At 55.9% G+C, this 26,831-nt stretch carries 21 protein-coding genes; 8 read left to right on the top strand and 13 right to left on the bottom strand.

Translation table 11 applies throughout. The annotated features are described in order from the left end of the window. Positions 1-58: 58 nt before the first annotated feature. Complete coding sequence (gene relA, locus KGP17_RS04190) at positions 59-2,293, bottom strand: GTP diphosphokinase (RefSeq protein ID WP_021179385.1); 2,235 nt, start codon at positions 2,291-2,293, stop codon at positions 59-61. Positions 2,294-2,302: 9 nt separating this feature from the next. Continuing rightward, positions 2,303-3,640 (bottom strand): 23S rRNA (uracil(1939)-C(5))-methyltransferase RlmD, encoded by a 1,338-nt coding sequence (gene rlmD / locus KGP17_RS04185; protein WP_223498893.1) that lies wholly within the window; start codon positions 3,638-3,640, stop codon positions 2,303-2,305. Positions 3,641-3,707: 67 nt separating this feature from the next. Between rlmD and barA the strand changes: the two genes are divergently transcribed. Continuing rightward, positions 3,708-6,440, top strand: a complete 2,733-nt coding sequence (gene barA, locus KGP17_RS04180; RefSeq protein ID WP_059199778.1) for a two-component sensor histidine kinase BarA — start codon at positions 3,708-3,710, stop codon at positions 6,438-6,440. A gap of 275 nt (positions 6,441-6,715) precedes the next feature. Here barA and garR read toward each other — a convergent pair whose 3' ends face one another. Genes garR through KGP17_RS04160 form a run of 4 tightly spaced genes read right to left on the bottom strand, consistent with a single transcriptional unit; the run spans position 6,716 to position 11,144 of the window. Then, the gene (gene garR, locus KGP17_RS04175; protein ID WP_223498892.1) at positions 6,716-7,600 is read right to left on the bottom strand and encodes a 2-hydroxy-3-oxopropionate reductase; all 885 of its coding nucleotides are present in this window, start codon (positions 7,598-7,600) and stop codon (positions 6,716-6,718) included. A 10-nt stretch (positions 7,601-7,610) separates the two neighbouring features. Beyond that, positions 7,611-8,384 carry a 2-dehydro-3-deoxyglucarate aldolase gene (garL, locus tag KGP17_RS04170; protein ID WP_059199776.1) on the bottom strand — a complete coding sequence of 258 codons (774 nt, stop codon included), beginning with the start codon at positions 8,382-8,384 and terminating at the stop codon, positions 7,611-7,613. A gap of 21 nt (positions 8,385-8,405) precedes the next feature. Further along, the gene (gene gudD, locus KGP17_RS04165; protein ID WP_059199775.1) at positions 8,406-9,737 is read right to left on the bottom strand and encodes a glucarate dehydratase; all 1,332 of its coding nucleotides are present in this window, start codon (positions 9,735-9,737) and stop codon (positions 8,406-8,408) included. 48 nt (positions 9,738-9,785) lie between these two features. Then, positions 9,786-11,144: an MFS transporter gene (locus KGP17_RS04160; protein ID WP_024483471.1), complete on the bottom strand. Its 1,359-nt coding sequence runs from the start codon at positions 11,142-11,144 to the stop codon at positions 9,786-9,788. A 443-nt stretch (positions 11,145-11,587) separates the two neighbouring features. Here KGP17_RS04160 and garD point away from each other — a divergent pair, with 443 nt between their 5' ends. Both garD and KGP17_RS04150 read left to right on the top strand, forming a co-directional pair. After that, the gene (garD, locus tag KGP17_RS04155) at positions 11,588-13,159 is read left to right on the top strand and encodes a galactarate dehydratase (protein WP_223498891.1); all 1,572 of its coding nucleotides are present in this window, start codon (positions 11,588-11,590) and stop codon (positions 13,157-13,159) included. Positions 13,160-13,411: 252 nt separating this feature from the next. After that, a complete protein-coding gene (locus tag KGP17_RS04150) occupies positions 13,412-14,371 on the top strand; it encodes an IS110 family transposase (RefSeq protein WP_059199085.1) in 960 nt (319 codons plus the stop codon). Positions 14,372-14,497: 126 nt separating this feature from the next. Here KGP17_RS04150 and KGP17_RS04145 read toward each other — a convergent pair whose 3' ends face one another. The 3 genes from KGP17_RS04145 to dgt form a co-directional block, all read right to left on the bottom strand. After that, the gene (locus KGP17_RS04145) at positions 14,498-15,652 is read right to left on the bottom strand and encodes a CdaR family transcriptional regulator (protein WP_059199773.1); all 1,155 of its coding nucleotides are present in this window, start codon (positions 15,650-15,652) and stop codon (positions 14,498-14,500) included. A gap of 179 nt (positions 15,653-15,831) precedes the next feature. Further along, the gene (gene degP / locus KGP17_RS04140; RefSeq protein WP_059199772.1) at positions 15,832-17,238 is read right to left on the bottom strand and encodes a serine endoprotease DegP; all 1,407 of its coding nucleotides are present in this window, start codon (positions 17,236-17,238) and stop codon (positions 15,832-15,834) included. A 191-nt stretch (positions 17,239-17,429) separates the two neighbouring features. Continuing rightward, positions 17,430-18,947 (bottom strand): dGTPase, encoded by a 1,518-nt coding sequence (dgt, locus tag KGP17_RS04135; protein WP_223498890.1) that lies wholly within the window; start codon positions 18,945-18,947, stop codon positions 17,430-17,432. A gap of 138 nt (positions 18,948-19,085) precedes the next feature. Here dgt and mtnN point away from each other — a divergent pair, with 138 nt between their 5' ends. From mtnN to KGP17_RS04115, 4 genes are all read left to right on the top strand, one after another. Further along, positions 19,086-19,787, top strand: coding sequence for a 5'-methylthioadenosine/S-adenosylhomocysteine nucleosidase (gene mtnN, locus KGP17_RS04130; protein ID WP_223498889.1), 702 nt, complete (start codon positions 19,086-19,088; stop codon positions 19,785-19,787). 1 nt (position 19,788) lies between these two features. Beyond that, positions 19,789-20,595 carry a vitamin B12 ABC transporter substrate-binding protein BtuF gene (btuF, locus tag KGP17_RS04125; protein ID WP_166734105.1) on the top strand — a complete coding sequence of 269 codons (807 nt, stop codon included), beginning with the start codon at positions 19,789-19,791 and terminating at the stop codon, positions 20,593-20,595. Then, complete coding sequence (locus KGP17_RS04120) at positions 20,592-21,206, top strand: TRIC cation channel family protein (RefSeq protein ID WP_059199769.1); 615 nt, start codon at positions 20,592-20,594, stop codon at positions 21,204-21,206. The genes btuF and KGP17_RS04120 overlap by 4 nt, the downstream gene beginning before the upstream one ends. A 224-nt stretch (positions 21,207-21,430) precedes the next feature. Then, a complete protein-coding gene (locus tag KGP17_RS04115) occupies positions 21,431-21,667 on the top strand; it encodes a hypothetical protein (RefSeq protein ID WP_059199768.1) in 237 nt (78 codons plus the stop codon). 54 nt (positions 21,668-21,721) lie between these two features. On the opposite strand, the gene erpA is transcribed toward KGP17_RS04115, so the two are convergent. Then, a complete protein-coding gene (gene erpA / locus KGP17_RS04110) occupies positions 21,722-22,066 on the bottom strand; it encodes an iron-sulfur cluster insertion protein ErpA (protein WP_021179368.1) in 345 nt (114 codons plus the stop codon). Positions 22,067-22,155: 89 nt separating this feature from the next. Beyond that, a complete protein-coding gene (gene clcA / locus KGP17_RS04105; RefSeq protein WP_223498888.1) occupies positions 22,156-23,583 on the bottom strand; it encodes a H(+)/Cl(-) exchange transporter ClcA in 1,428 nt (475 codons plus the stop codon). 177 nt (positions 23,584-23,760) lie between these two features. Here clcA and hemL point away from each other — a divergent pair, with 177 nt between their 5' ends. Next, entirely contained in the window at positions 23,761-25,050 is a 1,290-nt protein-coding gene (gene hemL, locus KGP17_RS04100; protein ID WP_223498887.1) for a glutamate-1-semialdehyde 2,1-aminomutase, read from the top strand. Between the two features lie 37 nt (positions 25,051-25,087). Here the strand turns inward: hemL and ampE are convergent, their stop codons facing one another. Further along, on the bottom strand, positions 25,088-25,942 hold the full coding sequence (gene ampE, locus KGP17_RS04095) for a beta-lactamase regulator AmpE (protein ID WP_059199766.1): 855 nt from the start codon (positions 25,940-25,942) through the stop codon (positions 25,088-25,090). Between the two features lie 355 nt (positions 25,943-26,297). Beyond that, positions 26,298-26,666: a hypothetical protein gene (locus tag KGP17_RS04090; RefSeq protein ID WP_223498886.1), complete on the bottom strand. Its 369-nt coding sequence runs from the start codon at positions 26,664-26,666 to the stop codon at positions 26,298-26,300. Positions 26,667-26,831: the final 165 nt, after the last annotated feature.

Genomic DNA, 26,831 nt, shown 5'->3' with positions numbered 1-26,831 from the left:
TGAACTCTCTGAATAATTAAGGGCCCAGCATGCTGAGCCCTTAAGCAAAAAACAAAAATCAAGCGCCGTGCAGGCGTTTGGCGTCGATAACGTCGGGCAGTTGATTGAGCTTGGCCAGCACACGCCCCAGCACCACCTGGTTATAGATTTCGATGTCCATATCGATGGTGGCCAGCTGCTTTTTGGTGTCGCTGCGGCTGGCGACGCCCAATACGTTGACCTTCTCGTTGGCCAGGATAGTGGTGATATCACGCAGCAAACCGCTGCGATCGTTGGCCACGACGCGTACCACCAGCGAATAACCGCTGGAGTAGCTTTCCCCCCAGACCGCATCCACGATACGTTCCGGCGCATGAGACTGTAGCTCCGCCAGTTGATCGCAATCCGCACGGTGGATCGAGATCCCACGTCCCTGGGTAATAAAGCCGACAATGTCGTCACCCGGGATCGGCTGGCAGCAGCGGGCAATGTGGTGCATCAGATTGCCGACGCCTTCGACCACCACGCGGCCATTATCTTTGTTGCGGGCCGAGGTTGCCGGGGCTTTCTGCTGGGTCAGTTGGCGTAACGCTTCGCGATCCTGCTCCTCGGCACTAGGCTTGTTGAGCTTGCCCTGTAGGAAGTTCACCATCTGGTTGAGACGGATATCGCCGCCGCCAATGCTCGCCAACACTTCATCCAACGAGTTGACGTTATAACGCGGGATCAGCAACTTTTCGGCTTCCCGCAGGCTGATACCGAGGTGTTCCAGCTCGTTGTCCAACATCTGCCGCCCGGCCAGGATGTTTTTATCGCGATCCTGCTTGCGGAACCAGTTGTGGATCTTGGAGCGCCCACGGCTGGTGGTGACATAACCCAGGTTCGGGTTCAGCCAGTCACGGCTAGGGTTCGGCTGCTTCTGAGTGATGATTTCAATCTGATCGCCCATCTGCAACTGGTAGGTAAACGGCACGATACGGCCGCCGATCTTGGCACCGATACAGCGGTGACCGACGTCGCTGTGGATATGGTAAGCAAAGTCCAGCGGCGTGGAGCCGGCTGGCAGATCCACCACGTCGCCCTTCGGCGTAAACACGTAGACGCGATCGTCGAACACCTGGCTGCGCACTTCGTCGAGCATTTCGCCCGAGTCCGCCATCTCTTCCTGCCAGGCGATCAGCTTACGCAGCCAGGCAATACGTTCTTCGTAGCCGGAACGCGCCGTAACCACCGCGCCTTCTTTGTATTTCCAGTGTGCAGCGACGCCCAGCTCGGCATCTTCGTGCATCTGGCGGGTGCGGATCTGGATCTCCAGCGTTTTGCCACGCGGCCCGAGCACCACGGTATGGATCGACTGATAGCCGTTCGGTTTCGGGTTGGCGACATAGTCGTCAAACTCATCCGGCAGATGGCGGAAATGGGTATGGACGATGCCCAATGCCGCATAGCAATCCTGCAGGCGCTCTACCACTACGCGCACCGCACGCACGTCGAACAGCTCATCGAACGCCAGCGATTTCTTCTGCATCTTACGCCAGATGCTATAAATGTGTTTCGGGCGGCCATAAATTTCCGCCTTGATGCCTTCGATCTCCATCGCGCTATGCAATGAAGCCACGAAGTCATCAATAAACTGCTCGCGATCGATACGGCGTTCATGCAGCAGCTTGGCAATGCGTTTGTATTCATCGGGATGCAGATAGCGGAAGCAGAAATCTTCCAGTTCCCATTTCAACTGGCCAATGCCGAGGCGGTTGGCCAGCGGGGCGTAGATATTGGAACACTCTTTGGCCGCCAGCACGCGTTCGTCTTCCGGCGCATCCTTCACTTCACGCAGGTGGGCAATACGCTCTGCCAGCTTGATCACTACGCAGCGGAAATCTTCCACCATCGCCAGCAGCATGCGGCGCACGTTATCGACCTGCTCGGAGCCCATCGAGTCGTTGTGGGTGGCTTTCAGTTGGCGGATGGCGTCCATATCGCGTACGCCGTGCACCAGGGAGGTAATGCCGGAACCGAACTCTTCGGTAAGGGTCGCTTCAGGAACGATCGCCGCGTCCACCAACGGGAACAGCAGCGCCGCGCGCATACTGTCGTTATCCATGCTGAGGGTCGAGAGGATCTCCACCATCTCCAGGCCACGCCATAGCAGCAACGGCGCATCGGGATGGTCTTTCGTCTGCTGTTCACAGTAACGCCAGGTTGCGGCTAATCGCTCACCTGACTGCGGGTTGGGCAACCCCAGGCTGGCTATCCAGTCATCAAGCGCGAATTCACCCGCCGTATTCAGATGTGCAGTTCTTACCGCGACCATAACTTCTCCCTACTTTTTCCGCGACCCGTGGATAAACAGCGCCATGGATTCAAGATGCCCCGTGTGCGGGAACATATCCAACATCCGCACACGCGCAAGACGATAACCGGCGTCCAGCAACACTTTGCTGTCGCGTGCCAACGTCGTGGGGTTACAGGATATATACACCACGCGCTCTGGCGCCAGTTTTACAATGTGTGACATCACCCCAGCCGCGCCTGCGCGGGCTGGATCCAGCATCACCTTATCAAATCCCTGTGCTGCCCATGGTTGTCGCGCAACGTCATCTTCCAGATTTTCATGGAAAAAGGAGACATTACTGAGCCTATTCCTATCGGCATTATATTGCCCATTCGCTACCAGCGTGGCAACACCTTCAATCCCGACCACCGCCTTGGCCCGCTTGGCCAGCGGCAGGGTAAAGTTGCCCATGCCACAAAACAGATCCAATATGCGATCATTGGGTTCAATCTTGAGCCATTCAAGAGCCTGAGCCACCATTTGCTGATTTACCGCATCATTTACCTGAATAAAATCGCGCGGATTGAAGTCTAAGCGTAGCCCGTCAACCTGATAATAAGGCGCTTCACCGCACAGTTTTTCCAGCCGTTCGCTATCCGGTGCCAAATAAACGGTGGTGCCATTTTGCTGGGCAAACTGCTGCAAAGCCTGACGATCGCCCTGCTTGAGTGCATCCAGGTGGCGCAACACCAGCACCGGTCCGTTATCCGCCAACACCAGCTCCGCATGGCCCAGACGCTGCACGGCCTGCAAGCCGCTCAGGCATTGATACAACGGCACCAGCAGCCGTTCCAGTTCCGGCGCCAATACCGGGCACTGCTTCACCGCCACCAGATCGGACGAGGCGGCCTGGTGAAAACCCATCAGCAAACGATGCTGCTGGGGTTGCCACTGTAACCCCAGCCGCGCCCGCCGACGGTAACCATACTGCGGCCCGGCAATCACCGGTTCCTGCTGCGGCGTCACCCCGGTTTCGCGGTAGATCAGGCGCCCCAGCGCCGCCGCCTTGCTTTGCTGTTGCAGCGCCTCGGAGACATGCTGCTGCTGGCAACCTCCGCACACACCAAAGTGTGGGCAGCGCGGCTCAACGCGTTGTATGCTGCAATTTAACAGTTGCCTGAGCTGACCTTTGGCGAATTGCCGTTTGTCCTGCGTCAACTGAATTTCGGCCTGTTCCCCCGGCAAAACGCCGGGGATAAATACCGCTTTGCCTTCATGGCGTGCCACTCCCTGGCCAAATGGATCGAGGTCCGTTACCGTCACCGTGAATATTTGTGAAGCTTGCCGGGTCGTCACGCGGCGTTTCGGAGAGTAGAATTGCGCCATAATTATTGATTGTGTGTTGGTTAATTAAGCTTAAGATTAGCCTCCAATTCTCCCACATTGGAATCCCATGACCAAATACAGCTTGCGCGCGCGCATGATGATCCTGATCCTGGCACCGACTTTATTGATCGGTCTGCTGCTCAGCACCTTCTTTGTAGTGCACCGCTACAACGAGCTGCAGGAGCAATTAGTCGATGCTGGTGCCAGCATCATCGAACCTCTGGCCGTCGCCAGCGAATATGGCATGACCTTCCGCAGCCGTGAATCGGTCCGGCAACTGGTCAGCCTGTTGCATCGCCGCCATTCGGATATTGTCCGGGCGATCACCGTATTTGACTCGCAGAACAACCTGTTTGTCACCTCCAACTATCACCACAATTATACCCAGTTGCAGTTGCCCAAAGGTGTGCCGATGCCCACCGATATGATGCTGACCCGGCGTGGCGATTCGCTGATCCTGCGTACGCCAATCCTGTCGGAGTCACAGTTCCCGGACGAGGACACCAGCGGGGAGGCACATCCCGACAGCAATCTCGGCTATGTGGCGATCGAGCTGGATCTGCAATCGGTACGCCTACAGCAATATAAAGAGGTGTTCGTTTCTACCCTGCTGCTGCTGCTGTGTATGTGTATTGCCATTCTGTTTGCCTACCGCCTGATGCGCGACGTCACCGGCCCGATCCGCAATATGGTCAACACCGTCGACCGTATCCGCCGGGGCCAGTTGGATAGCCGGGTCGAAGGCTTTATGCTCGGCGAGCTGCAAATGCTGAAAAACGGCATCAACTCGATGGCGATGTCGCTGACCGCCTATCACGAGGAGATGCAGCAGAACATCGACCAGGCCACCTCCGACCTACGTGAAACGCTGGAGCAAATGGAGATCCAGAACGTTGAGCTGGATCTGGCGAAGAAGCGCGCGCAGGAAGCTGCCCGTATCAAATCGGAATTCCTGGCCAATATGTCCCATGAGCTGCGTACCCCGCTCAACGGGGTGATCGGCTTTACCCGCCAGACGCTGAAAACCGACCTGAGCGCCACCCAGACCGACTATCTGCAAACTATCGAACGCTCGGCCAACAACCTGCTGACCATCATCAACGACGTGCTGGACTTCTCCAAGCTGGAGGCTGGCAAGCTGATCCTGGAACACATTCCGTTCTCGCTGCGTGAAACGCTGGATGAGGTGCTGGTATTGCTGGCCCCTAGCGCACACGACAAAGGGCTGGAGCTGACCCTGGATGTGCAAAACGATGTGCCAGAGCAGGTAATTGGCGATTCACTGCGGCTACAGCAGGTGATCACCAATCTGCTCGGCAATGCGGTGAAGTTCACCGAAACCGGCAATATCGATATCCGCGTTGAGCTACGTAACCAGTTGGAACGCCAGGTGGAGCTGGAGGTGCAGATCCACGATACCGGCATCGGGATTTCTGAACGCCAGCAATCGCAGCTGTTCCAGGCTTTCCGCCAGGCAGATGCCAGCATCTCGCGCCGCCATGGCGGCACCGGGCTGGGCCTGGTGATCACCCAGAAGCTGGTGAAAGAGATGGGGGGCGATATCAACTTCCACAGCCAACTCAACCGTGGCTCGACCTTCTGGTTCCACATCACCCTCGATCTCAACGAAGGCATGTTGTCGCTGCCACCTAGTCTACCGGATTTGCGCGGTAAGACGTTGGCCTATATCGAAGCCAACCCAACGGCGGCCCAGGCAACGCTGAATATGTTGAGCGTCACCCATTTGGTGGTAACCCATTCGCCAACCCTGGGGCAATTGCCGAAAAATCATTATGACTTCCTGTTGGCAGGCGTACCGATCCCTTATCGGGATGCTAATGGCCAGCATCGAGACAAGCTGCTGGAGTCGCTGAAACTTGCCGATCGGGTGATCCTGGCGGTACCTAGCCAGTCGCAGATCGATGCCGAAAAAATGAAAAAGCTGGGCGCTATCGGCTGCCTGACCAAACCGATCAGCAGTAATCGCCTGTATCCGTTACTGCGTCTGGAGGCCCCGCTGCGTCAGAACGCACCAAAGGTACATAGACGCTTACCGCTGACGGTGATGGCGGTCGATGATAACCCGGCCAACCTGAAGCTGATCGGTGCCTTGCTGGCAGAACAGGTAGAAAAAACGCTGCTGTGCGAAAGCGGTGAGGAAGCCATCGTGCTGGCACGTGATAACGTGCTGGATATGATCCTGATGGATATTCAGATGCCGAATATTGACGGCATCCGCGCCAGTGAGCTAATCCGCCAGATGCCGCACCACAACTCCACGCCGATCGTCGCCGTGACCGCCCATGCGGTGAGCGGCGAGCGAGAACACCTGTTGGAGGCTGGCATGGATGACTATCTGGCCAAGCCGATTGACGAAGCCATGCTGACACGGGTGCTCTCCCGTTATCACACCATCGAGCTTGAACCAGAGGCAGCCCAGCCGCGTAGCCCAGCTGAACCACCGTTATCGCTGGATTGGCCGTTGGCATTGCGCCAGGCCGCCAATAAAGAGGATCTGGCGCGCGATCTGTTGCAGATGTTGATCGAGTTCCTACCGCAGGTCAGCGATCGGGTAAAAGCCGTGCTGGAAGGAGAAGAGGACGACACCATTCTCGATCTGATCCACAAGCTGCACGGCAGTTGCAGCTACAGCGGCGTTCCGCGCCTTAAGCAACTGTGCTTCTATCTTGAGCAGCAACTGCGTCAGGGTGTGAGCAACGGTGATTTAGAACCGGAATGGCTGGAGCTGTTAGATGAGATTGAGCTGGTGGAGACGGAAGCGAAGTTCCAGTTGGGATAAGCCAGACCCCTCACCCTAACCCTCTCCCACAGGGAGAGGGGACTGTCCGGAGTTGTAGCAAGGTGCCGTGTCAATCTGTTAGCTGGGTAAAAGGGTTAGAGTTAGGGGTTAGGGTGGGCCTGAAAATTCGGTGGTGTACCTTGGATGAGGGGACAATCGAGTTTGTTGAGATAGCCCCTTTATTTGCGAAAGAGCAGGGGCTAACAGCTCCCTCTCCCTACGGGAGAGGGTTGGGGTGAGGGGCGTCACCTTAACTAACCAGTACTCCGCTGCCCCTATCGGGTAACCTCTGCCTTGGCCAACTTTTCGTAATAACACGCCAGTGCGCTGTGATCGGCATTGCCCAGACCATCTGCGCGCAGTGCTTGCATCATTTCCATCACCGCAGCGGTCAGTGGTAGCTGTGCCCCCACGCCATGGGAGGTATCCAGCGCGTTGGCCAGATCCTTGATGTGCAAGTCAATGCGGAAACCCGGTTTGAAATTGCGATCCATCACCATCGGTGCCTTGGCTTCCAACACCGTGCTGCCCGCCAGCCCACCACGGATCGCCTGGAATACCAGGTCTGGGTTGACCCCGGCCTTGGTGGCCAACACCAGCGCTTCGGACATCGCCGCAATATTCAGCGCCACGATCACCTGATTCGCCAGTTTGGTGACGTTGCCAGCACCAATATCGCCAGTGTGCACCACCGAACCGGCCATGGTTTTCATCACGTCAAAACAGCGATCAAACACCTCTTTATCGCCACCCACCATCACCGACAATGTGGCATCTATCGCTTTAGGCTCACCACCGCTTACCGGTGCATCGAGCATGGCAATCTGTTTGGCAGCCAGGGCTTCGCTGATTTCACGGCTTGCCAGTGGAGCAATAGAACTCATGTCTATCAGCACAGCCCCCGCTTTCGCTCCCTCAATCAGGCCATTTTCTCCCAATGCCACTTCCCGCACCTGCGGTGAGTTAGGCAACATGGTGATCACGATATCGCTCAATGCGGCCACCGCCTTTGGCGTGGCGGCAACATCGGCACCCAGCGCAGCCAGTTCAGCCACCGCTTCGGCATTGCGGTCCATTACCACCAGCGAATAACCCGCCTGCAGCAGGTTTTTGCTCATGGGTTTCCCCATAATCCCCAAGCCAATAAATCCAATTTTCATCCCGTTCCCCTTATTCAACAGCCTGTTTAAACCGATCGCACAAGGCCTGCGTGGCCGTGCGGAATACGCCAAGATCGCTGCCGACGGCCACGAACCTGGCTCCCCATTCCAGATAACGGCGGGCATCAGCCTCAGCCGGTGCCAAGATGCCGCTGGCTTTACCGTGCGCGCTGGCTCGCTCAAAAATATGACGGATCACCGCCTGCACCTCCGGGTGATTTGGCTGGCCGAGATACCCCAAAGCGGCGGAAAGATCCCCCGGCCCGACAAAGATGCCGTCCACGCCCTCTACGCCAGCTATCGCGTCCAGGTTATCGACCCCCTGCTGGCTTTCGATCTGCACCAGCACCGCTATCTGCTGGTTAATCTGGGCGAAATAGTCCGGCACGGTGCCGTAACCGTTGCTACGGTGCGACACCGAGACCCCACGGATCCCCGCAGGGGGATAACGCGTCGACGCTACCGCCAACTCTGCCTGCTCAGCACTTTCCACAAACGGGATCAAAAAGTTGTAGAAACCGATATCCAGCAGGCGTTTGATAATCACCGGTTCGTTGCAGGGCGGCCGTACCACCGCGGCGCTAGGGCTGCCCTTGAGCGCCATCAGTTGCGGCACAAAAGTGCCTATGTCATTCGGCGCATGCTCGCCATCCAGCACCAGCCAGTCGAAACCGGCCAGCCCCAAGACTTCGGTGGAGATCGGGTTGGCAAGCGCAGACCAGCAGCCGATCAGGGTTTCGCCCGCGAGCAACGATTGACGAAAAGGGTTATGGCAGCTCTTCATGAAATTTCCTCTGTAGACGGATTAACGCACCAGGCACGGGCGTTTGTTATCAAAGATCCAGCCAGGGATCAGGTACTGCATACCCTGCGCATCGTCGCGTGCCCCAAGCCCGTGTTTCTGGTAAAGCTCATTGCCCCGCATTAAACGATCCCGATCCAGCTCGATCCCCAATCCTGGCCGTTGTGGAATCTGTACGCGGCCACCGACAATCTGCAGCGGTTCCCGCGTCAGCCGCTGGTTGCCCTCCTGCCAGATCCAATGGGTGTCGATCGCCGCAATGTTGCCCGGTGCCGCCGCGGCCACATGGGTGAACATCGCCAACGAGATATCGAAATGGTTATTGGAGTGTGAGCCCCAGGTCAGGCCGAACTCATGGCACATCTGCGCAACGCGCACCGATCCCTGCATGGTCCAGAAATGAGGATCCGCCAATGGAATATCCACCGACTGCAACTGCAGCGTATGCCCCATCTGCCGCCAGTCCGTGGCGATCATGTTGGTCGCGGTAGGCAGGCCAGTGGCACGGCGGAACTCCGCCATCACTTCCCGCCCGGAGAAGCCCTGCTCTGCCCCGCAAGGATCTTCGGCATAGGCCAACACGTTACGCAGCTGTTTGCCGAGTGCGATCGCTTCTTTCAGCGACCAGGCCCCGTTGGGATCGAGCGTGATGCGCGCCTGAGGGAAGCGCTGCGCCAACGCCGTGACGGCCTCAGCCTCTTCACTGCCCGCCAATACGCCACCCTTTAGCTTGAAATCGTTGAAGCCATACTTATCAAAAGCCGCTTCCGCCAGGCGCACAATGCTTTGCGGCGTCAGCGCTTGTTCATGACGCAGGCGATACCAGTCGCAGGCCTCATCCGGCTGGCTCTGGTAAGGCAGCGGCGTTTTGTTGCGATCGCCGACATAAAACAGATAACCGAGCATTTCCACCGAGTCACGCTGCTGCCCATCCCCTAACAGGGCCGCTACCGGCACATCAAGGAACTGCCCCAACAGGTCCAGCATCGCTGCTTCAATGCCGGTCACCACGTGGATGGTGGTACGTAAATCGAAAGTCTGTAGGCCACGCCCGCTGGCATCCCGATCGGCAAAGCGTTCGCGCACCCGGTTCATCACGTTCTTGTACTCCCCCAGGGTTTTGCCGACCACCAGGGACTGGGCCTCTTCCAGGGTTTGGCGAATTTTCTCCCCTCCAGGGATCTCCCCTAGCCCGGTATTACCGGCGTTATCCTGCAAGATCACGATATTACGGGTGAAGAATGGGGCGTGAGCTCCGCTGAGATTGAGCAGCATGCTGTCGTAACCGGCCACCGGAACAACCTGCATGGCAGTAATTTTTGGTGCTGTAGTCATAGAGATGTCCTCAAAATTGTGGGTTCAGTTGCCAAACTCGCTGCCGTGTCATTGCCTGCTGGCCTTAGCCATGGGTTTCAGTTCGATACGCTTGATATCCCCCACGATGAACAGGTAGCTGGCCACCGCCAACAGCGCATGGATCCCGACGTAGACCAGCGCGCCGTTAAACGATCCGGTGGTACCAATGATGTAGCCGATGGCGATCGGCGTGACGATGCCGGAGATATTGCCGAACATATTGAACAGGCCACCGCTCAGGCCGCTGATCTCTTTGGGGGCGGTATCTGCCATCACTGCCCACCCCAGCGCGCCCAGCCCCTTACCGAAGAACGCGGCGGCCATGATGCCCACCACCATCCATTCGGTTTCAACGTAGTTGCAGAAGATCATCGACATCGACAACAGCATGCCCAGCACGATCGGCGTTTTACGGGCGAAGGTCAGCGACTGGGTACGGCGCATCAGGTAGTCGGAAATCACCCCGCCAAGCACCCCACCGACAAAACCACAAATGGCAGGAACCGAGGCGACAAAGCCGGCCTTGAGGATCGACATCCCCCGTGCCTGCACCAGATACACCGGGAACCAGGTGATAAAGAAATAGGTCAGCGCGTTGATGCAGTACTGGCCGATATAGACGCCAATCATCATGCGTGATTGCAGCAGTTGCTTGATCTGGAACCACTTCTCGCCTTTGACCTTCACCTGCGTGGCCTGTTTCTGATCCATATTGATCAAGGCACCGCCGGCTTCGATATAGTCCAGTTCCGCCTGGTTGATGCTGGGGTGATCTTTGGGATTGTGCAGCACCTTAAGCCAGACAAAGCTCAGGATGATGCCCAGCCCGCCCATAAAGAAGAACACGTGCGACCAGCCAACGGCATGCGTCAGCCAGCCCATGATCGGTGCGAAGATCACCGTGGCAAAGTATTGGGCCGAGTTGAAGATCGATACCGCCGTGCCACGTTCATGGGCAGGGAACCAGGCGGCGACAATCCGGCTGTTGCCGGGGAATGACGGTGCTTCTGCCAGGCCGACCAGGAAGCGCAGCGCAAACAGCGCTATCACGATGCCAAAACCGCTGAAGATATCCACGAAGCCTTGCAGCAAGGTAAACAATGACCAGATGAAGATGCTCCAGAAGTACACCCGTTTGGAGCCAAAGCGATCCAGTAACCAGCCACCGGGGATCTGACCAATCACATAGGCCCAGGAAAACGCCGAAAAGATATAACCCATTCCAACCGGATCGAGGCCAATATCCTGAGCCATTGCGGTACCGGCAATAGAAAGCGTGGCACGATCGCCATAGTTAAATGAGGTGACGATAAACAGCATTACCACGATCCAGTAACGCTTATTGGTTCGCTTGATAGCACTGTTGGCAGCGCTGATAGTAGACATGGTGCTCTCCTGCATTACTATATTCATCCTGAAAAACCGCTAAAAATAGCTCAGAACGAAAGGTTTAAATTAAATTGCAGCCTTTTTTGAGCAGTTCGATTAATACGGCATCGGCAATTTTTAAACGCATTAACGCTTGGTGGAGAAAAGTATAGGGAACCGGCTGCCGCGACTCATCGGGCAAATAACCCAATAACAGGGCTAATATGGCGGCTTGTTTATGGCGTATGCCCAATCGGGTGCGGGCTGGCTCACGGATCCCCCAGTTGCGTGAGCTATCTCACAGCGGATTAGCACAATGCCAAAGATTGACTCCCGGGAAACGCCAAATCTAGGTCATTTGCATAATGCCCGACACAATTGTGAATGTTATGCTTTTTGCTGAGCCAGTTTTTCGATTATTACCCACGGCGTACATAAATCAGAGTACGTGAGGTTTCACTATGTCCGAATATGCAGTTGGCAGTATTAAAGCATTACCGCGCTATATTCAGGTTCATCGGCAAGATAACGTCGCCATTGTGGTTAATGACTATGGATTGCCTAAAGGGGCAAGCTTCCCTTGCGGTCTGACATTATTGGAGCATATTCCCCAAGGGCATAAAGTTGCGCTGCAAGATATTCCTCAAGACGGCACTATTTTGCGCTATGGCGAAGTGATTGGCTTTGCCGCACGGGATATTCGCCGTGGCAGTTGGATTGATGAATCGCTGGTACTGCTTCCCCCGGCCCCCGAGTTGGCCAGCTTGCCACTAGCCAACAATGTGCCCCAGGCATTACCGCCTCTGGAAGGTTATACCTTTGAAGGCTACCGTAATGCCGACGGCAGCGTTGGCAGCAAGAACCTGTTGGCGATCACCACCAGCGTGCACTGCGTGGCCGGTGTGGTGGATTATGTGGTGAAAATCATTGAGCGCGACCTGCTGGCGAAATACCCCAACGTTGACGGCGCGGTGGGTCTGAATCATCTCTATGGCTGTGGCGTCGCCATCAACGCTCCCGCAGCGGTGGTCCCTATCCGCACCTTACATAATCTGGCGCTCAACCCGAACTTTGGCGGCGAAGTGATGGTGGTGGGGCTAGGCTGCGAGAAATTGCAGCCGGAACGCCTGCTGCAGGGAACCCCAGATGTACACCCCATCTCCGTGGATGAAAGCCGGATTGTGCGCCTGCAAGATGAGAAACACGTTGGGTTTCAGGCCATGGTGGCCGATATTCTGGCCGTGGCAGAGCAGCACCTGCAACGCCTGAACCGTCGCCAGCGGGAAACCGTGCCAGCCTCAGAGCTGGTGGTGGGGATGCAATGTGGCGGTAGCGATGCCTTTTCCGGGGTGACGGCCAACCCGGCGGTAGGTTTTGCTTCCGACCTGCTGGTACGTTGCGGGGCAACCGTGATGTTCTCCGAAGTCACCGAAGTGCGTGATGCCATCCACCTGTTAACCCCACGGGTTGCCGATCAACAAGTTGGCAAGCGCTTACTGGAGGAGATGGCCTGGTATGACGATTACCTCAACCAAGGGCAAACCGATCGCAGCGCCAACCCTTCACCCGGCAACAAGAAAGGCGGTTTGGCCAACGTGGTGGAAAAGGCATTAGGCTCGATTGCCAAATCTGGCAGTAGCGCGATTGTCGAAGTGCTCTCCCCCGGCCAACGCCCCAGCAAACGTGGGCTGATTTATGCTGCCACTCCCGCCAGCGACTTTGTTTGCGGCACGCAGCAGTTGGCTTCCGGCATTACGGTGCAAGTGTTCACTACCGGCCGGGGAACCCCTTACGGCCTGACTGCCGTGCCGGTGATCAAAATGGCAACGCGCAGCGCGCTGGCCGAACGCTGGCACGACCTGATCGATATCAACGCCGGAACTATCGCCACCGGGGAGGCAACCATTGAGCAGGTGGGCTGGCAACTGTTTGAACTGATCCTGGATATCGCCAGCGGCCGCAAGCAAACCTGGTCAGATCAATGGGGTTTGTTCAACGCGTTGGCGGTATTTAACCCGGCACCGGTTACTTGAGTGCAACGCCCCTCACCCTAACCCTTATGTCTTGATCTTCTCCGCCTTAGCGGAGAAGATCCCCGACTGATCATCGGGAGATAGCCGGTGAGCTCCCCCTAACCCTAGTGCCTATGAGCCCGTGGGAGAGATTGTGCCCCGGCTGTCTATTTCCCTGTCGCCTTGTAGACCGAACGGTATCCTGTGCCTATGAGCACCTACATATAAGGATGGTCCGGCGATAAATTTCAGACATGGTTATGGAGTGCCATAATGCGTAGAACCCCTGTCGGCGTTGATATCGCTAAACACAAATTTGATGTCGCCGTACTGCTGGACAATCAGAAGTATAAAACCAAAAAGTTTGCCAATACCCCTTCTGGATGCCGCGAGTTCGCAGCCTGGTTGAGCCGCTTTGGCGACTGTCATGTCTGTATGGAAGCCACCGGGAGCTACAGCACGGAACTGGCCACTTATCTGGCAGACAACAACTACCACGTCAGTCTGATGAACCCGGCGTGTATCCATTCCTTCGGCAATACAGAACTGGCCCGGAACAAAACGGACAAAAGCGATGCAGCGATGATAGCCCGCTACTGCGCACTGCATCAGCCTGCCCCGTGGTTCCCAGCCCCGTTGAGCGAGCGCCAGTTGACCGCGTTGGTCAGGCATCTTAAGAACCTGGAAGAGATGCGTCAGATGGAAGAAAATCGCCTGGAGGTGGCCGAAGCAGTCATCGTCCCTTCACTCAATGAGCACATCGCCACGTTGGATGAACTGATACGAGAAACGAAAAAGAAAATCAGTCAGCACATCGATGATAACCCTGACCTGAAACGGGACAGCGAGTTGCTAAAAAGTATCCCTGGAGTGGGAGAGATGCTGAGCTCCAGCCTGCTGGCCTTCGCAGGAAACCTGCGTCGGTTCACCAGCAGCAAGGCCCTGGTAGCGTACGCAGGACTGAATCCACAGCGATGTGAGTCGGGGATGTTTAAAGGGAAAAGCCGGTTATCGAAAGTGGGGCACGGTGAGCTGCGAAGTGCGTTATACATGCCCGCGGTAGTGGCAGGCCAATACAATGTTGTGGTTAAAGACTTAACAGAAAGGCTGAAGTTGCGTGGGAAGTCGGGCAAAGAAAGAGTGTGTGCGGCGATGCGAAAGTTGCTGCAACTGGCCTATGGTGTGGTGAAATCAGGAAAGACATTTAATGCGGAAATACCGCTTGCCGGATAGCCGACAAGACGGTATCTCTCCCCAAGGAGAGGGAACCGAACGTGCAACTATTTAGCCTCCCGACTCCGTATTAGCTGGGGGGTTAAATATCGCGACACTGAAGCTTGAGGCTGGCGTACAGCTAGCCTAGTCTTCATCAAGCTGTAACCCCACATACAGCAACAGGCGCGCATCGAAATTGGCCAGGTTCAACCCGGTGAGTTCGGATATGCGATTGAGACGATACTCCAGCGTATTGCGGTGAATATAGAGTGCCTTGGCGGTCGCGGTGGGTTGCACATTATTCAGGAACCAGGCATTTAAGGTACGCAGCAGCAAACCATTACCGTCCATGGCTTTCAGACGTTCCAACGGCCGAGCCAGCTCATCCGCCTGCCAACCGCTACGCAGGCTGCCCAGCAATACCGGCAGCATCAGATCCTGATAATAATAGGCCCATCGCTCAGGCATGCGCTGCTTGCCAACGGCCATGGTGGTGCGCGCAGTGCGATAGGAACGCACCAGGCTGCCTGGGCCAACGAAATAGTTGCCGAGCGCAATACGCACTCGTAAACGGCTGCTTTCATTGATCCGCACCAGCAGATTCTCCACTCTCCGCCGGTGGGCCTCGGCATCCCAACGCCCATGGTGATTCAGCGCCGGTTTAAGTACCACCATTTCACTGAGAGAAACAATGGCGATCAGGTTGTCACGTTCCGGCAGCGTCAGCAGCTCCTGTAACTGCTGCAACTCGGCCATGGCGCTGTCGACTCCCAACTGGCCGCTATCCACCTCCACTACCGCCGCGACGCGGGGTTGGTTGGGATCTATCCCCAGGCGGTGCGCCCATTCCATCAAGGCCGGTGACAGCTCCTCCGTACGGATCAGGTTCAACACGAACTCTTCACGAAAGCGGCTGTCCTGCGCCAACAAACTCAACAATCGCGCCTGCTCCAGCATCATTTCAGCGGTCATGCAGACCAGTTCACCGTACTGCCGCAGTTGCACCGGATCGCCAGTCAGGCCGATGACCCCAACGATATTCCCGTCAACGTGCAACGGCAGATTAATACCGGGCCGAACGCCGTGCAAATGACGGGCAACGGCATCGTCTATAGCGACCACCCTGGCCTGAGACAGCACCAGCAATGCCCCTTCATGCAGTTCCCCCAGCCGCTCAGGATCGCCACTGCCAATAATCCGGCCCCGGTTGTCCATCACGTTGATATTGCTATCAATAATTTTCATGGTGCGAGCGACAATTTCCCTGGCTAGCTTGGCATCAAGATGATACTCCGCCATTGCGTCTTATCCCCGTCGGATGATAAACCAACGTTCAGCATACCGACGCGCCTCTACTGGCACATTGTGCAGATGCCCAAATGCGTTTTGGCCGGGCGTGAGTTTGTGCTCAAACTCACAGTTTTTAGCCATAAAAAAAGGCACGCCGAAGCGTGCCTCTGTAGAACAACGTGACAACATTACTGCATCAGCAGATACAGCGTCGAGTCGCCACGTTGGATGTTCAACGCCAACACCGCAGGCTTGCTGTCGAGCACCTTACGCAGTTCGCCCAGGTTAGTGATCGGCTGCTGGTTCACACCCATGATCACGTCGCCTTTTTTCAGCCCGATGCGCGCAGCGGCACTGCCAGGTTTCACCTTCTCAATCTTCACACCTTTCACTTTGTCGGTGCTGTTGCTCAGTTCTGCACCTTCAATACCGGTGTAAATATTGCTGGAATCAACCTGCTCCTGGCTGCTTTGCTCAAGCGTTACGTCAATGGTCACCGGCTTGCCGTCGCGGATAATGCCCAGCGCCATCTTGGTGCCCACCGGCAAGCTGCCGATTTCAGCACGGAACGACGCAAAGCTGGAGATGGCTTTACCGTTCAGGGTGACAATCACGTCACCGGCCTTGATACCGGCCTTGGCAGCGGAGGATTTCGGCACAACCTGGCTGACGAATGCGCCACGCTGGGCGTCCACTTTCATCGCTTGCGCCAGCTCGGAGTTCAGCTCGGTACCCATGATGCCCAGCTCACCGCGTTTAACCTGGCCATATTCCACCATTTGCGAGGTCAGGTTTTTCACCATGTTGCTTGGAATAGCGAAGCCGATACCGATGTTGCCGCCGTCCGGCGCCAGGATCGCAGTGTTAATGCCAACCAGCTCACCGTTCAGGTTAACCAACGCACCGCCGGAGTTACCCCGGTTGATCGCCGCATCGGTCTGGATAAAGTTTTCGTAGTTTTCAATGTTCAAGCCGCTACGCCCCAAGGCAGAAACGATCCCGGAGGTCACGGTTTCACCCAGGCCATACGGGTTACCGATCGCCACGGTGTAATCACCCACGCGCAGCTGCTCGGAATCGGCCATTTTGATCGCTGACAGGTTTTTGGCGTCCTTCAGTTGGATCAACGCGATATCAGATCGCGGATCCTTGCCGATCACCTTGGCTTCAAAGCGACGGCCATCGCTCAATTGCACCGTGATCTTGCTGGCATTGTCTACCACGTGGTTGTTGGTGACCACATAGCCTTTGTCCGCGTTGATGATGACGCCTGAACCCAGGGCCTTAAAGGCTTCCTGGGTAGTTGGCCCACCCGGCGCGCCACCTTGGCACATTGGGGAACCTTGGAAGGGTGAACCATCCTGGCAGAACGGCGACATTTGCTGTACCGTTTTCGCATTCACCGCGGCACTTCCTTCCACGTTAATGCTTACCACTGAAGGCATCACTTTTTCCAACATCGGTGCCAGGCTTGGCATCGGTTGGGCGCTAGTGGAGGCAGAAGCCGTTTCGGCGGCGTTGGCGGTCGTTACCGGACCCATTGCCAAACCAATACTCAAAGCCAGGGCGCTTAAAACCAGTGCTGTTTTTTTCATCTGTGTGTCTCTTAAAATCGTTCAAAAGGAATACCGGGTCTTGGTGCTTAGTAAGAGCCTGCTGATTAGCTGAAGTTCCCCTGGTGCGGCGGGCTAATAGTAAACAAATATTGTCGGTCTTTACAAAACTCGAAATAATGTTCCAGCTTGAGAGTGATCTCGCTAAAATAAGCGAGAATTATCTCATGATTTTATTCCGCCGCCATTAAACGACGATATTCATCATAGGCATAAAGGTCGGTCATGCCGCTGATATAATCCTGTAACAACCGCGCCCGGAAATAATATTCCCTAATAGCCTGCTGCTCGGCAGAAAGATGCTGCAAACCTTCCACCGCCTCGACATAGGCCAGGCGATGTTTGGTCGAAAGCTTGTGAAACAGCCGCGTTTCAATCGGGAACGCCCGGTGGCTGTCTTCCCGCACCAGCTGGCTGAAATCGGCCAGCGACATGGCCAGCAGCGGGCTATAAATGTCCAGCAGGCCGTTGATCACCCGGTAACCCTGGAGTTCCAACTGCTCCACTTCCGGGTGGTTGAACACGTGTTTGAACGCAACGTTCTTGAAGATAGCCAGCAGGCGGCAAGCCGGGCTGGCATCCTCCAACAAGGCTCCGTTAAAGTGGCCGTGATACACCGAGTCCAGGTTATCAATAAACCGCTGGGCCGCATGGGGAACCAATTTGGCAACGGTAAATACCCGCAGGTACATAAAGAACTGATCTTCTGAACTGCGACGCGCCCCGCTGCGCTCTATTTTGCGAAACGCACTGGCCACGGTCTTATCAAACAGATCCCCTGGAGCAATCTCGCCCCATTCCTGGGTTAAATGCTGATACAGCTGCTCCACGGTAAAGATGTTCTTTTCTACCGCGTCTTCCAGATCGGCCACGCAATAAGAAATATCATCGGCGGCTTCCATAATATAGGTAAGAGGGAAACGATCGAACTCTCCCATATGTAATTCACGCCGCAAACGATCGACAAAGGCTTCTTCCGCCAGATAAAACCCCGGCTTCTTCATCAGATAGCTGTGGCTGGCGGGAATATCGCTCGCCCAATAGGCCGGGCGGGTATATTTCAGGATGCAGCCAACCTGCGCATAGGTCAGGTTCAATTTCAGCAACGTGTAGACCAGGCGGATCGCCTGAGCATTGCCCTCAAAATGGCTGAGATCGTGGCGAATACGGCTGCGCAGCCGGTTAAGGTCGCTCTCCCCTTCATGCAGGCGTAACACCTCTACCTGGCAGCGATCGTAGCTACCCGGCTCACTGCCACAGCTGGCGGGATCGAGCCGCTGGCGGAACCAGTCGTTGATGGCCGATTCGCCGAAATGGCCAAACGGCGGATTGCCGATGTCGTGCATCAGGCAGGCCATTTCGACAATGCTCTCGAAAGGATCGAGCAGCTTGCTCAGGCCAAGCGCATCAATACGCTTTTCCTGTTTGAAGCGGTTGAGGATCTCTTTGGCAATATGCCGCCCCACCTGTTGTACTTCCATCGAGTGGGTCAGACGGCTGCGCACCGCCGCGTTACGCTCCAGCGGAAACACCTGCGTTTTCTGCTGCAAACGGCGTATCGCCGCAGAATTGACAATGCGACCGCGATCGCTCTCGAACTGGCGAATGATGTCGTACTCTTCTTCGGCTTCAATCGGCTTGCTAAAAGGCCGCTGAAAGCTGATCTTCTGCTTAAAGTCGATCCCGGACATCTGTTTCTCCTCCCGTTGCGCATTCCCTCCGTGATAACAATTCCCGGCGGCGGATGCAACGGTATTGCGGATTATCTCTCTCACAGAGCCATGATAGACTATGGCGCAATTTCCATACCCTATCAGCGAGTATTATTTATGAAAGTAGGCATCATCGGCGCAATGGAAGAAGAAGTTACCCTGCTGCGCGAGCAAATTGCGAACCGCCAGACCCTGCAACGTGCGGGTTGTGAGATCTATACCGGCCAAATCAACGGCGTGGAAGTCGCCCTGCTCAAATCGGGCATCGGCAAAGTGGCAGCGGCCCTGGGTACCACCCTGCTGCTGGAACAGTGCCAACCCGATGTGGTGATCAATACGGGTTCCGCCGGTGGCCTGGCCGCTACGCTGAACGTGGGTGATATCGTCGTGTCTGAAGAAGTGCGCTATCACGACGCCGACGTGACCGCCTTTGGCTACGAACCGGGCCAGATGGCCGGTTGCCCGCCAGCATTCGTTGCAGATCCTGCGTTGATCGAGTTAGCGGAAAACTGCATCAAGCAGCTTAACCTTAACGCGGTACGCGGCCTGATTTGCAGCGGTGACGCCTTTATTAACGGTGCCGAGCCTCTGGCCCGCATCCGCAACACCTTCCCAACCGTTGCCGCCGTTGAGATGGAGGCCGCCGCCGTTGGCCACGTTTGCCATCAGTTCGGCACGCCATTCGTGGTGGTACGCGCGATTTCCGACGTTGCCGACAGTGAATCCCATATGAGCTTCGACGAGTTCCTGGCGGTAGCCGCCAAGCAGTCCTCGCTGATGGTCAATACCATGCTGCAAGCCCTGGCCAAGCGCGGTTGATGTGAAGCTGCGTCTGTGCGCCCTGCTGAGCTGGCTGATCCTGGGGATGCTGCTGCCTGCCAGCGCCGCCCAACGGGTGATCAGCCTGGCACCGAGCACCACGGAGCTTGCCTACGCGGCCGGTATGGGGGATACCCTGCTGGCCGTCAGCGCTTACTCCGATTATCCCCCTGCCGCCAAACAGTTGGAACAGGTCGCCTCCTGGCAAGGGATCAACCTGGAACGGATCCTGGCGTTGAAACCCGATCTGGTTCTCGCCTGGCGTGGCGGTAATCCCCAGCGGGTATTGGATCAGCTTGCCTCCTTCGGCATCCCGATTTTTTATGCAGATGCCAAGAATATTGACGAGATCGCCCAATCGCTGGATGCGTTGGCGCAGTACAGCCCTTATCCGGAACAGGCACATCAGGCCGCTGCCAGCCTCCGCCAACAGGTAGAGGAGCTGAAAACGCGCTATGCCAGCAATTCGCCAAGGCCAGTGCTGCTGCAGTTTGGCACCCAACCGCTGTTCACCAGTTCGGCGGCCACGTTACAAAGCCAGGTGCTGTCCTTGTGCGGCGCAGAGAATATCTTTGCCGATAGCCCCGTGCCTTGGCCGCAGGTGAGCCGTGAGCAGGTGCTGGTGCGTAAACCGCAGGCCATCGTGATCAGCGGGAATGCCCAGCAGATCGCCAATGTGAAAGCCTTCTGGGGCCCACAGCTGGACGTGCCGGTGATTGCCCTTGAGGAAGATTGGTTTAACCGTGCCGGGCCACGCATCATGCTGGCGGCACAATCACTATGCGGTCAATTGGCGGAGATCCATTGATGGTATTTTGGCTGGATATTCTTGGTACGGCGGTGTTTGCCATTTCTGGCGTGTTGCTGGCGGGCAAATTACGGATGGATCCCTTTGGCGTCTTGGTACTGGGAGTAGTGACCGCGGTCGGTGGCGGGACGATCCGTGATATGGCGCTCGCCAACGGCCCGGTATTCTGGGTAAAGGATCCCACCGATCTGGTGGTGGCGATGATCACCTGTGTGCTGACGCTGCTGCTGGTGCGCCAGCCGCGTCGGTTACCGAAATGGATCCTGCCGGTGCTGGATGCCATCGGGCTGGCGGTGTTCGTCGGGATCGGCGTCAATAAGGCGTTCGCCGCAGGCAGTGGACCGCTGGTGGCGGTCTGCATGGGAGTGATCACCGGCGTCGGCGGCGGGATTATCCGTGACGTGCTGGCCCGTGAGATCCCGATGATCCTGCGAACCGAGGTCTACGCCACCGCCTGCATCGTTGGCGGAGCGGTGCACGTCACGGCGTTCTACAGCTTTGGTATGCCGTTACAGCATGCCATGATGTTGGGGATGATCATCACGCTGGGCATCCGCCTGGCCGCCATTCGTTGGCATCTGAAACTACCGGCTTTTATCCTCGAACAGTAATTCTTGCCTCCGCCAGCTTCGGCGGAGGCTTTGCTGTTAATTAGTATATTCGACTATTATATAAGCAATGTGCTATTATTTTGCGCTATTAAAATGCGCTTGAATAATGTAATCATCCAGTTAACTCTTCGTTAAAAATTATCCCGCGCCATTAAGTTCCGTTCACTTTTGCCGATAGGTCCTATTGCTGTGGCCTGCGGATAGGTATTGTTTTGAATTTAAGCATGAAGAAAAATCTTTTGATCGCCAGCACACTGTTGTTGAGCAGCAGCGTGCTGGCCGAAAACACCAGCGGCAAGATGGGTATCAGTCTGACGATTGTGCCCACCTGCAGCGTAACCACGACCGGCAACACGCCACAGGTAGAATGCGGCAATGGCACAGTCTTGCAACCGAAGATGAGCCATAGCAAACGGATAGTAGACGATCGGGAAAGCGAACTGATCACCGTGGAATGGTAGGCACAAAAAAACCCGCGCACCGTACAGGCAGGCGGGTTTTTTAACGGCGGCAGATCAGATACTGAATGAAGAACCGCAGCCGCAGGTGGTTTTGGCATTCGGGTTAGTCACGATAAAGCGTGAACCTTCCAACCCTTCGGTATAATCCACCGCGCCGCCAACCAGATATTGCAGGCTCATCGGATCAACCACCAGCGCAACGCCCTGTTTCTCGATGGTCATATCGCCGTCGTTGATCTTGTCATCAAACGTGAAGCCGTACTGGAATCCACTGCAGCCACCACCGGTAATGTAAACCCGCAACTTCAGGTTTGGATTCTCTTCGTCAGCAATCAGGAATTTCACCTTGCTTGCTGCTGCCTCGGTAAATTGCAGGGGCAGTGCTGTTTCATCACTCATACTCGTTACTCCCAACAGTGTTTCACATCAGGCGACGACGACGGTAACCTGATTAATGGTGCTGATTATCTAATACCTGAGTGTTGCGTTCAAGTATTCACCGCATTTGTTGTATTTTCTTTACCTGTTTTCTCGGCCAATGCCTGCTGCTGCCTTTGTAAGGTGCGGGCTAAAATGGCGGAATACAATGGCTTACCGCCCAGGAACTGCGCCACCAGGGTCGCGCCGAGGCAGGTAATAATCATCGGCAAAATCAGCTGATAGTTATCGGTCATTTCCAATACCAGCACAATACCGGTTAACGGGGCACGCACGGTAGCGGCAAACAGCGCCCCCATGCCCGCAATAGCAAAGGTGCCAGCCTCAAGCCCGTATTCAGGGAACAGGTGATTGCCGAAAAGACCAAAAGCGGTGCCTAGCAACGTTCCCAGGGCGAGCATCGGTGCAAAAATACCGCCCGGTGCGCCTGAACCGAAGCAGAGCACCGTGGTGATCACCCGTGCGATAAAGATAAACAACAGCATGCCGACGCTGTAATTACCCGCCGCCGCGATCGGGATCAAAGCCGAACCGCCACCCGCGGCTGCTGGCTCGATCAGCCCAAGCACGCCACAAGCGCCCCCTAGCAGAGCACCAATCAGCAGGAACTTGCTCATCTTGCCACCATGAAAACGGGCAAACATATCCTGGGTACGAAACACCAGTGCGTTAAACATCACCCCCACCGCACCAAACACCGTCCCCAGCACCAGGTACAACCACAGCGTATTGAGCGGTGCCGAAGCGAGTTTACCCACCTCGATCAGCGGACTTTCACCATTAAAAATGCGAAAGACAATGCTCGACATAATCACGCCGATAAACACCGCCTTGATGGAGATCAGGTTGTAACGAAACTGCGGCCGCATCTCTTCGATCACGAACAAGATCCCCGCCAGAGGCGCGTTGAACGCGGCGGAGAGACCCGCTGCGGCACCGGTGGCCAGCATGGAGTGGCGCGCTTCCGCACTGCGCATACGGAAAATATCCAACACCATTCGCCCGGCATTGGCCCCCATCTGTACCGTCGGCCCTTCACGCCCTAGTACCATGCCTGCACCGAGCGTCCCCATACCACCGATAAATTTCACCGGGATCACCCGCCACCAGCGCACCGGGCGTAACTCTTCCAGTGCCCCTTCGATCTCTGGGATCCCTGATCCCCCGGCCTCTGGCGCAAAACGTTTGACCAGATAAAAGCCAAAAGCGGCCAGCATGGCTGACAATATAAACGCCAGCGGCCACACCAGGAACCAGGAGTTGGCAACAGAGGCCAGGCCCGACAGCCGCTGCTGCTGTACCCATTCCACCGCTTTATCAAAAGCGACGCCCAACAATCCCGCCAACGTCCCTACCACCGCCGCCATGATCAGGATGACAACCGGCGTTTTATCCTGGCGAATAAACTGACGGACCCTATAGTTGCGAGTCAGGCGCGCGCCTGAAGCCGCAGGAGGCTGTTGCTGTAATTCAGTCATAGTGGGTTCATTATTGAATTGAAAAATCAGACTAATAGCGATGTAAGCTATTCTAGCTCAGTCGTTGTCCTACCGCCCCCACAAAATAGGTATCGGTCTATGATCGTTTCATAACTCCGTACTCTCCACTAGAATAGCGCGGTCAAATCATTCAACAGCAAACCCAGGAGCCGGTTTATGAGCTTACACAGTAAGTCCGAAAGTCTGTACGCCCAGGCGCAACAGCTGATCCCAGGCGGAGTCAACTCCCCAGTGCGTGCATTCACCGGTGTAGGCGGTACCCCGCTGTTTATCGAACGTGCCGACGGTGCCTATCTGTTTGATGCCGATGGTAAAGCCTATATCGATTATGTCGGTTCCTGGGGCCCGATGGTGCTGGGCCATAACCATCCGGCGATCCGCAATGCGGTGATCGAGGCGGCACAGCGCGGCCTGAGCTTCGGCGCACCTACCGAGATGGAAGTGAAAATGGCCGAGTTGGTGACCACCCTGGTGCCAACCATGGATATGGTACGTATGGTGAACTCCGGTACCGAAGCCACCATGAGCGCCATTCGTCTGGCTCGGGGTTACACCAACCGCGACAAGATCATCAAGTTTGAAGGCTGCTACCACGGCCACGCCGACTGCCTGCTGGTGAAAGCCGGTTCCGGCGCACTGACGCTGGGCCAGCCTAACTCACCGGGCGTGCCGGCAGACTTCGCCAAGCACACGCTGACCTGTACCTATAACGATCTCGACTCCGTGCGTACCGCATTCGAGCAGTACCCTTCAGAGATCGCCTGCATCATCGTTGAGCCAGTGGCGGGCAACATGAACTGCATTCCACCGCTGCCAGACTTCCTTCCGGGCCTGCGCGCCCTGTGCGACAAGTATGGTGCGCTGTTGATCATCGACGAAGTGATGACCGGTTTCCGCGTCGCGCTGGCCGGTGCTCAGTCTTATTACGATGTGGTACCAGATCTGACCTGCCTGGGCAAAATTATCGGTGGTGGCATGCCAGTGGGGGCCTTCGGTGGCCGCCGTGAAGTGATGGCCGCTCTGGCACCTACCGGGCCGGTGTATCAGGCTGGTACGCTGTCCGGCAACCCGATTGCCATGGCCGCCGGTTTCGCCTGCCTGACCGAGGTTTCCCAGGTTGGCATTCACCAGACCTTGACCGAACTGACCAACAAGCTGGCAGAAGGCCTGTTGGCGGCGGCCAAGGCAGAGAATATTCCGTTTGTCGTCAACCATGTAGGCGGCATGTTCGGGCTGTTCTTTACCGATGCGCCAACGGTCACCTGCTATCAGGACGTGATGGGTTGCGATGTCGAGCGCTTCAAGCGCTTCTTCCATCTGATGTTGGATGAGGGGGTTTATCTGGCCCCGTCGGCGTTCGAGGCTGGCTTTATGTCTGTCGCACACAGCGAGGAAGATATTCAGCGCACCGTCGATGCCGCGCGCCGCTGCTTCGCCAAGCTGTAATCTGCTGGCGGGCGCCACTCTGCGCCCGCCGTTATCTTCAGAGCAAGGTACCGTAAATCGTCAATATCGCCACGACGACCACCACAATCAGGGTCACTTTACGCGCTAACGTTACCGCGGCGCGCGGCGTCTGAACCGGGTCCATATGCGGTTCACGTGCCAGAGAGAACTGCGCCAAACGCGTCAATACCTGATACTGCGAAGTATGACGATCCCCCAGCGAAGCAAACCACGCGGGCAGCGCCCTTTCGCCATGTCCAATCAGCGCATACGCTACCCCTGCCAGACGAACCGGGATCCAGTCCAACACATGCAGCAGGAAGTCGATCCCCGTTTGCGAGCGTTGCAGCGGTGTATGATGCCGTGCCAGCCAGGTTTGGTAGGCCCGCAGAAAAGCATAGCCCGCCAGAGCGAGCGGCCCGTATGGCCCGCACACCGCAAACCAGAACAGCGGTGCCAAATAGTAGCGATAGTTAATCCACAACAGGGCATTTTGCAGTTCACGCAGGCGCTCTGCCTCGCTGCACTGCACCGGTAAACCGTGGATCAGCGCCAGCTCTTCCGCCATCTGATCGCTGGCGTGGGTATCGCCCTGCCGCGCGGCCTGCAAATAGGCCCGATAATGTTTGCGTGTGATCCCGGCCCCAACGCACAGCAGACCCATCACAATCCACAGCAGTAGCGCCACAACGCCGAAGAACAGGCCCTGGGCCAACCACAGAATGCCCCAGACGATAAACATCCAGACCAGGGTCATTGCCAACGTTTGTGCCAAAGAAAACCGATGCAGCCGCTGAAACACCACTTCTAAACGATGGTCCAACTGCCAATGCTCACCCAGTTTAAACAGGCGTTCCCACGCCAAAACCAGTAACAGCGTAAACAGCGTCATTAGCTAATCCTCTCCTTCTGTCTGTTCCCCAGCATAGTGCTTTCGATGGGACGAGTGCCAGCAGCAGAGTAGCATGTTTCCGCGAAGTGAATTTAATGCGTTGATAATAAATGGATTAGTTTCCTGCGCTGCCACATCAAGCACTGTCCCCGGCACTCGCGGCCTGTTGATGTCAGTCAGTACAAAAAATCATCTTGACGGACACTATTTTCAGTTGCCCAAACGTAGTCCTAAAATAACGCGGTGAATGGCCTATATCCAGTATCTTATTAATACTGAATATAGGCCTGATTATCCTATGATGAAAACGTTATAGGTTAAAAAACACGTTCGTCACCATTGGCCTTCAATAATATTAAGGCTGCAACGCTTCCGTATATTCAGCCATGCTCACTCTAGTTGCTGAGTATTGGCAAGTATACACGGTATGAGGGTAATTCGAGCGATCACTGAATGGCTCTTTATACCTTACCACAGAGAAACCGTTGGAATCGGGAACGATCATTTCTGTGGCAGCTTGACTTGCCTGATAGTATTGCCCATCGGATAAATCCTTAAATGCGAACTGGTAGATAGTACTTCTCTGGAGCAACCCTTTATCATCGACATCACGCCGATCGTCGGTCATCCAACCGCCAGTTAGACGAACATAAGTGTTATCAATGGTATCGCCAGCCTCTGCTTTATACAGTCGATAGAGAACATTTAACGGTAGCTTTTTCATAGTAAATCCTCGTAATACACCTGTGGTGTAAGTTATAAGTTATTGCAAAATTCTATTGATGATTTTATTAACCCAGCAGAATACTGTCTGGATAAACAGTATGTCAAATAAGGGAAGGTTGAGATATTCAATGCGGTTGTGCTGTTGGTAGAACAACTTGCAGCA

This window comes from Serratia sp. JSRIV001, assembly GCF_019968745.1.
In the GTDB taxonomy this organism is placed as follows: domain Bacteria; phylum Pseudomonadota; class Gammaproteobacteria; order Enterobacterales; family Enterobacteriaceae; genus Chania; species Chania fonticola_B.
Note: the sequence above shows the minus strand (reverse complement) of the source record. Positions and strands in the feature narration are given on the sequence as shown.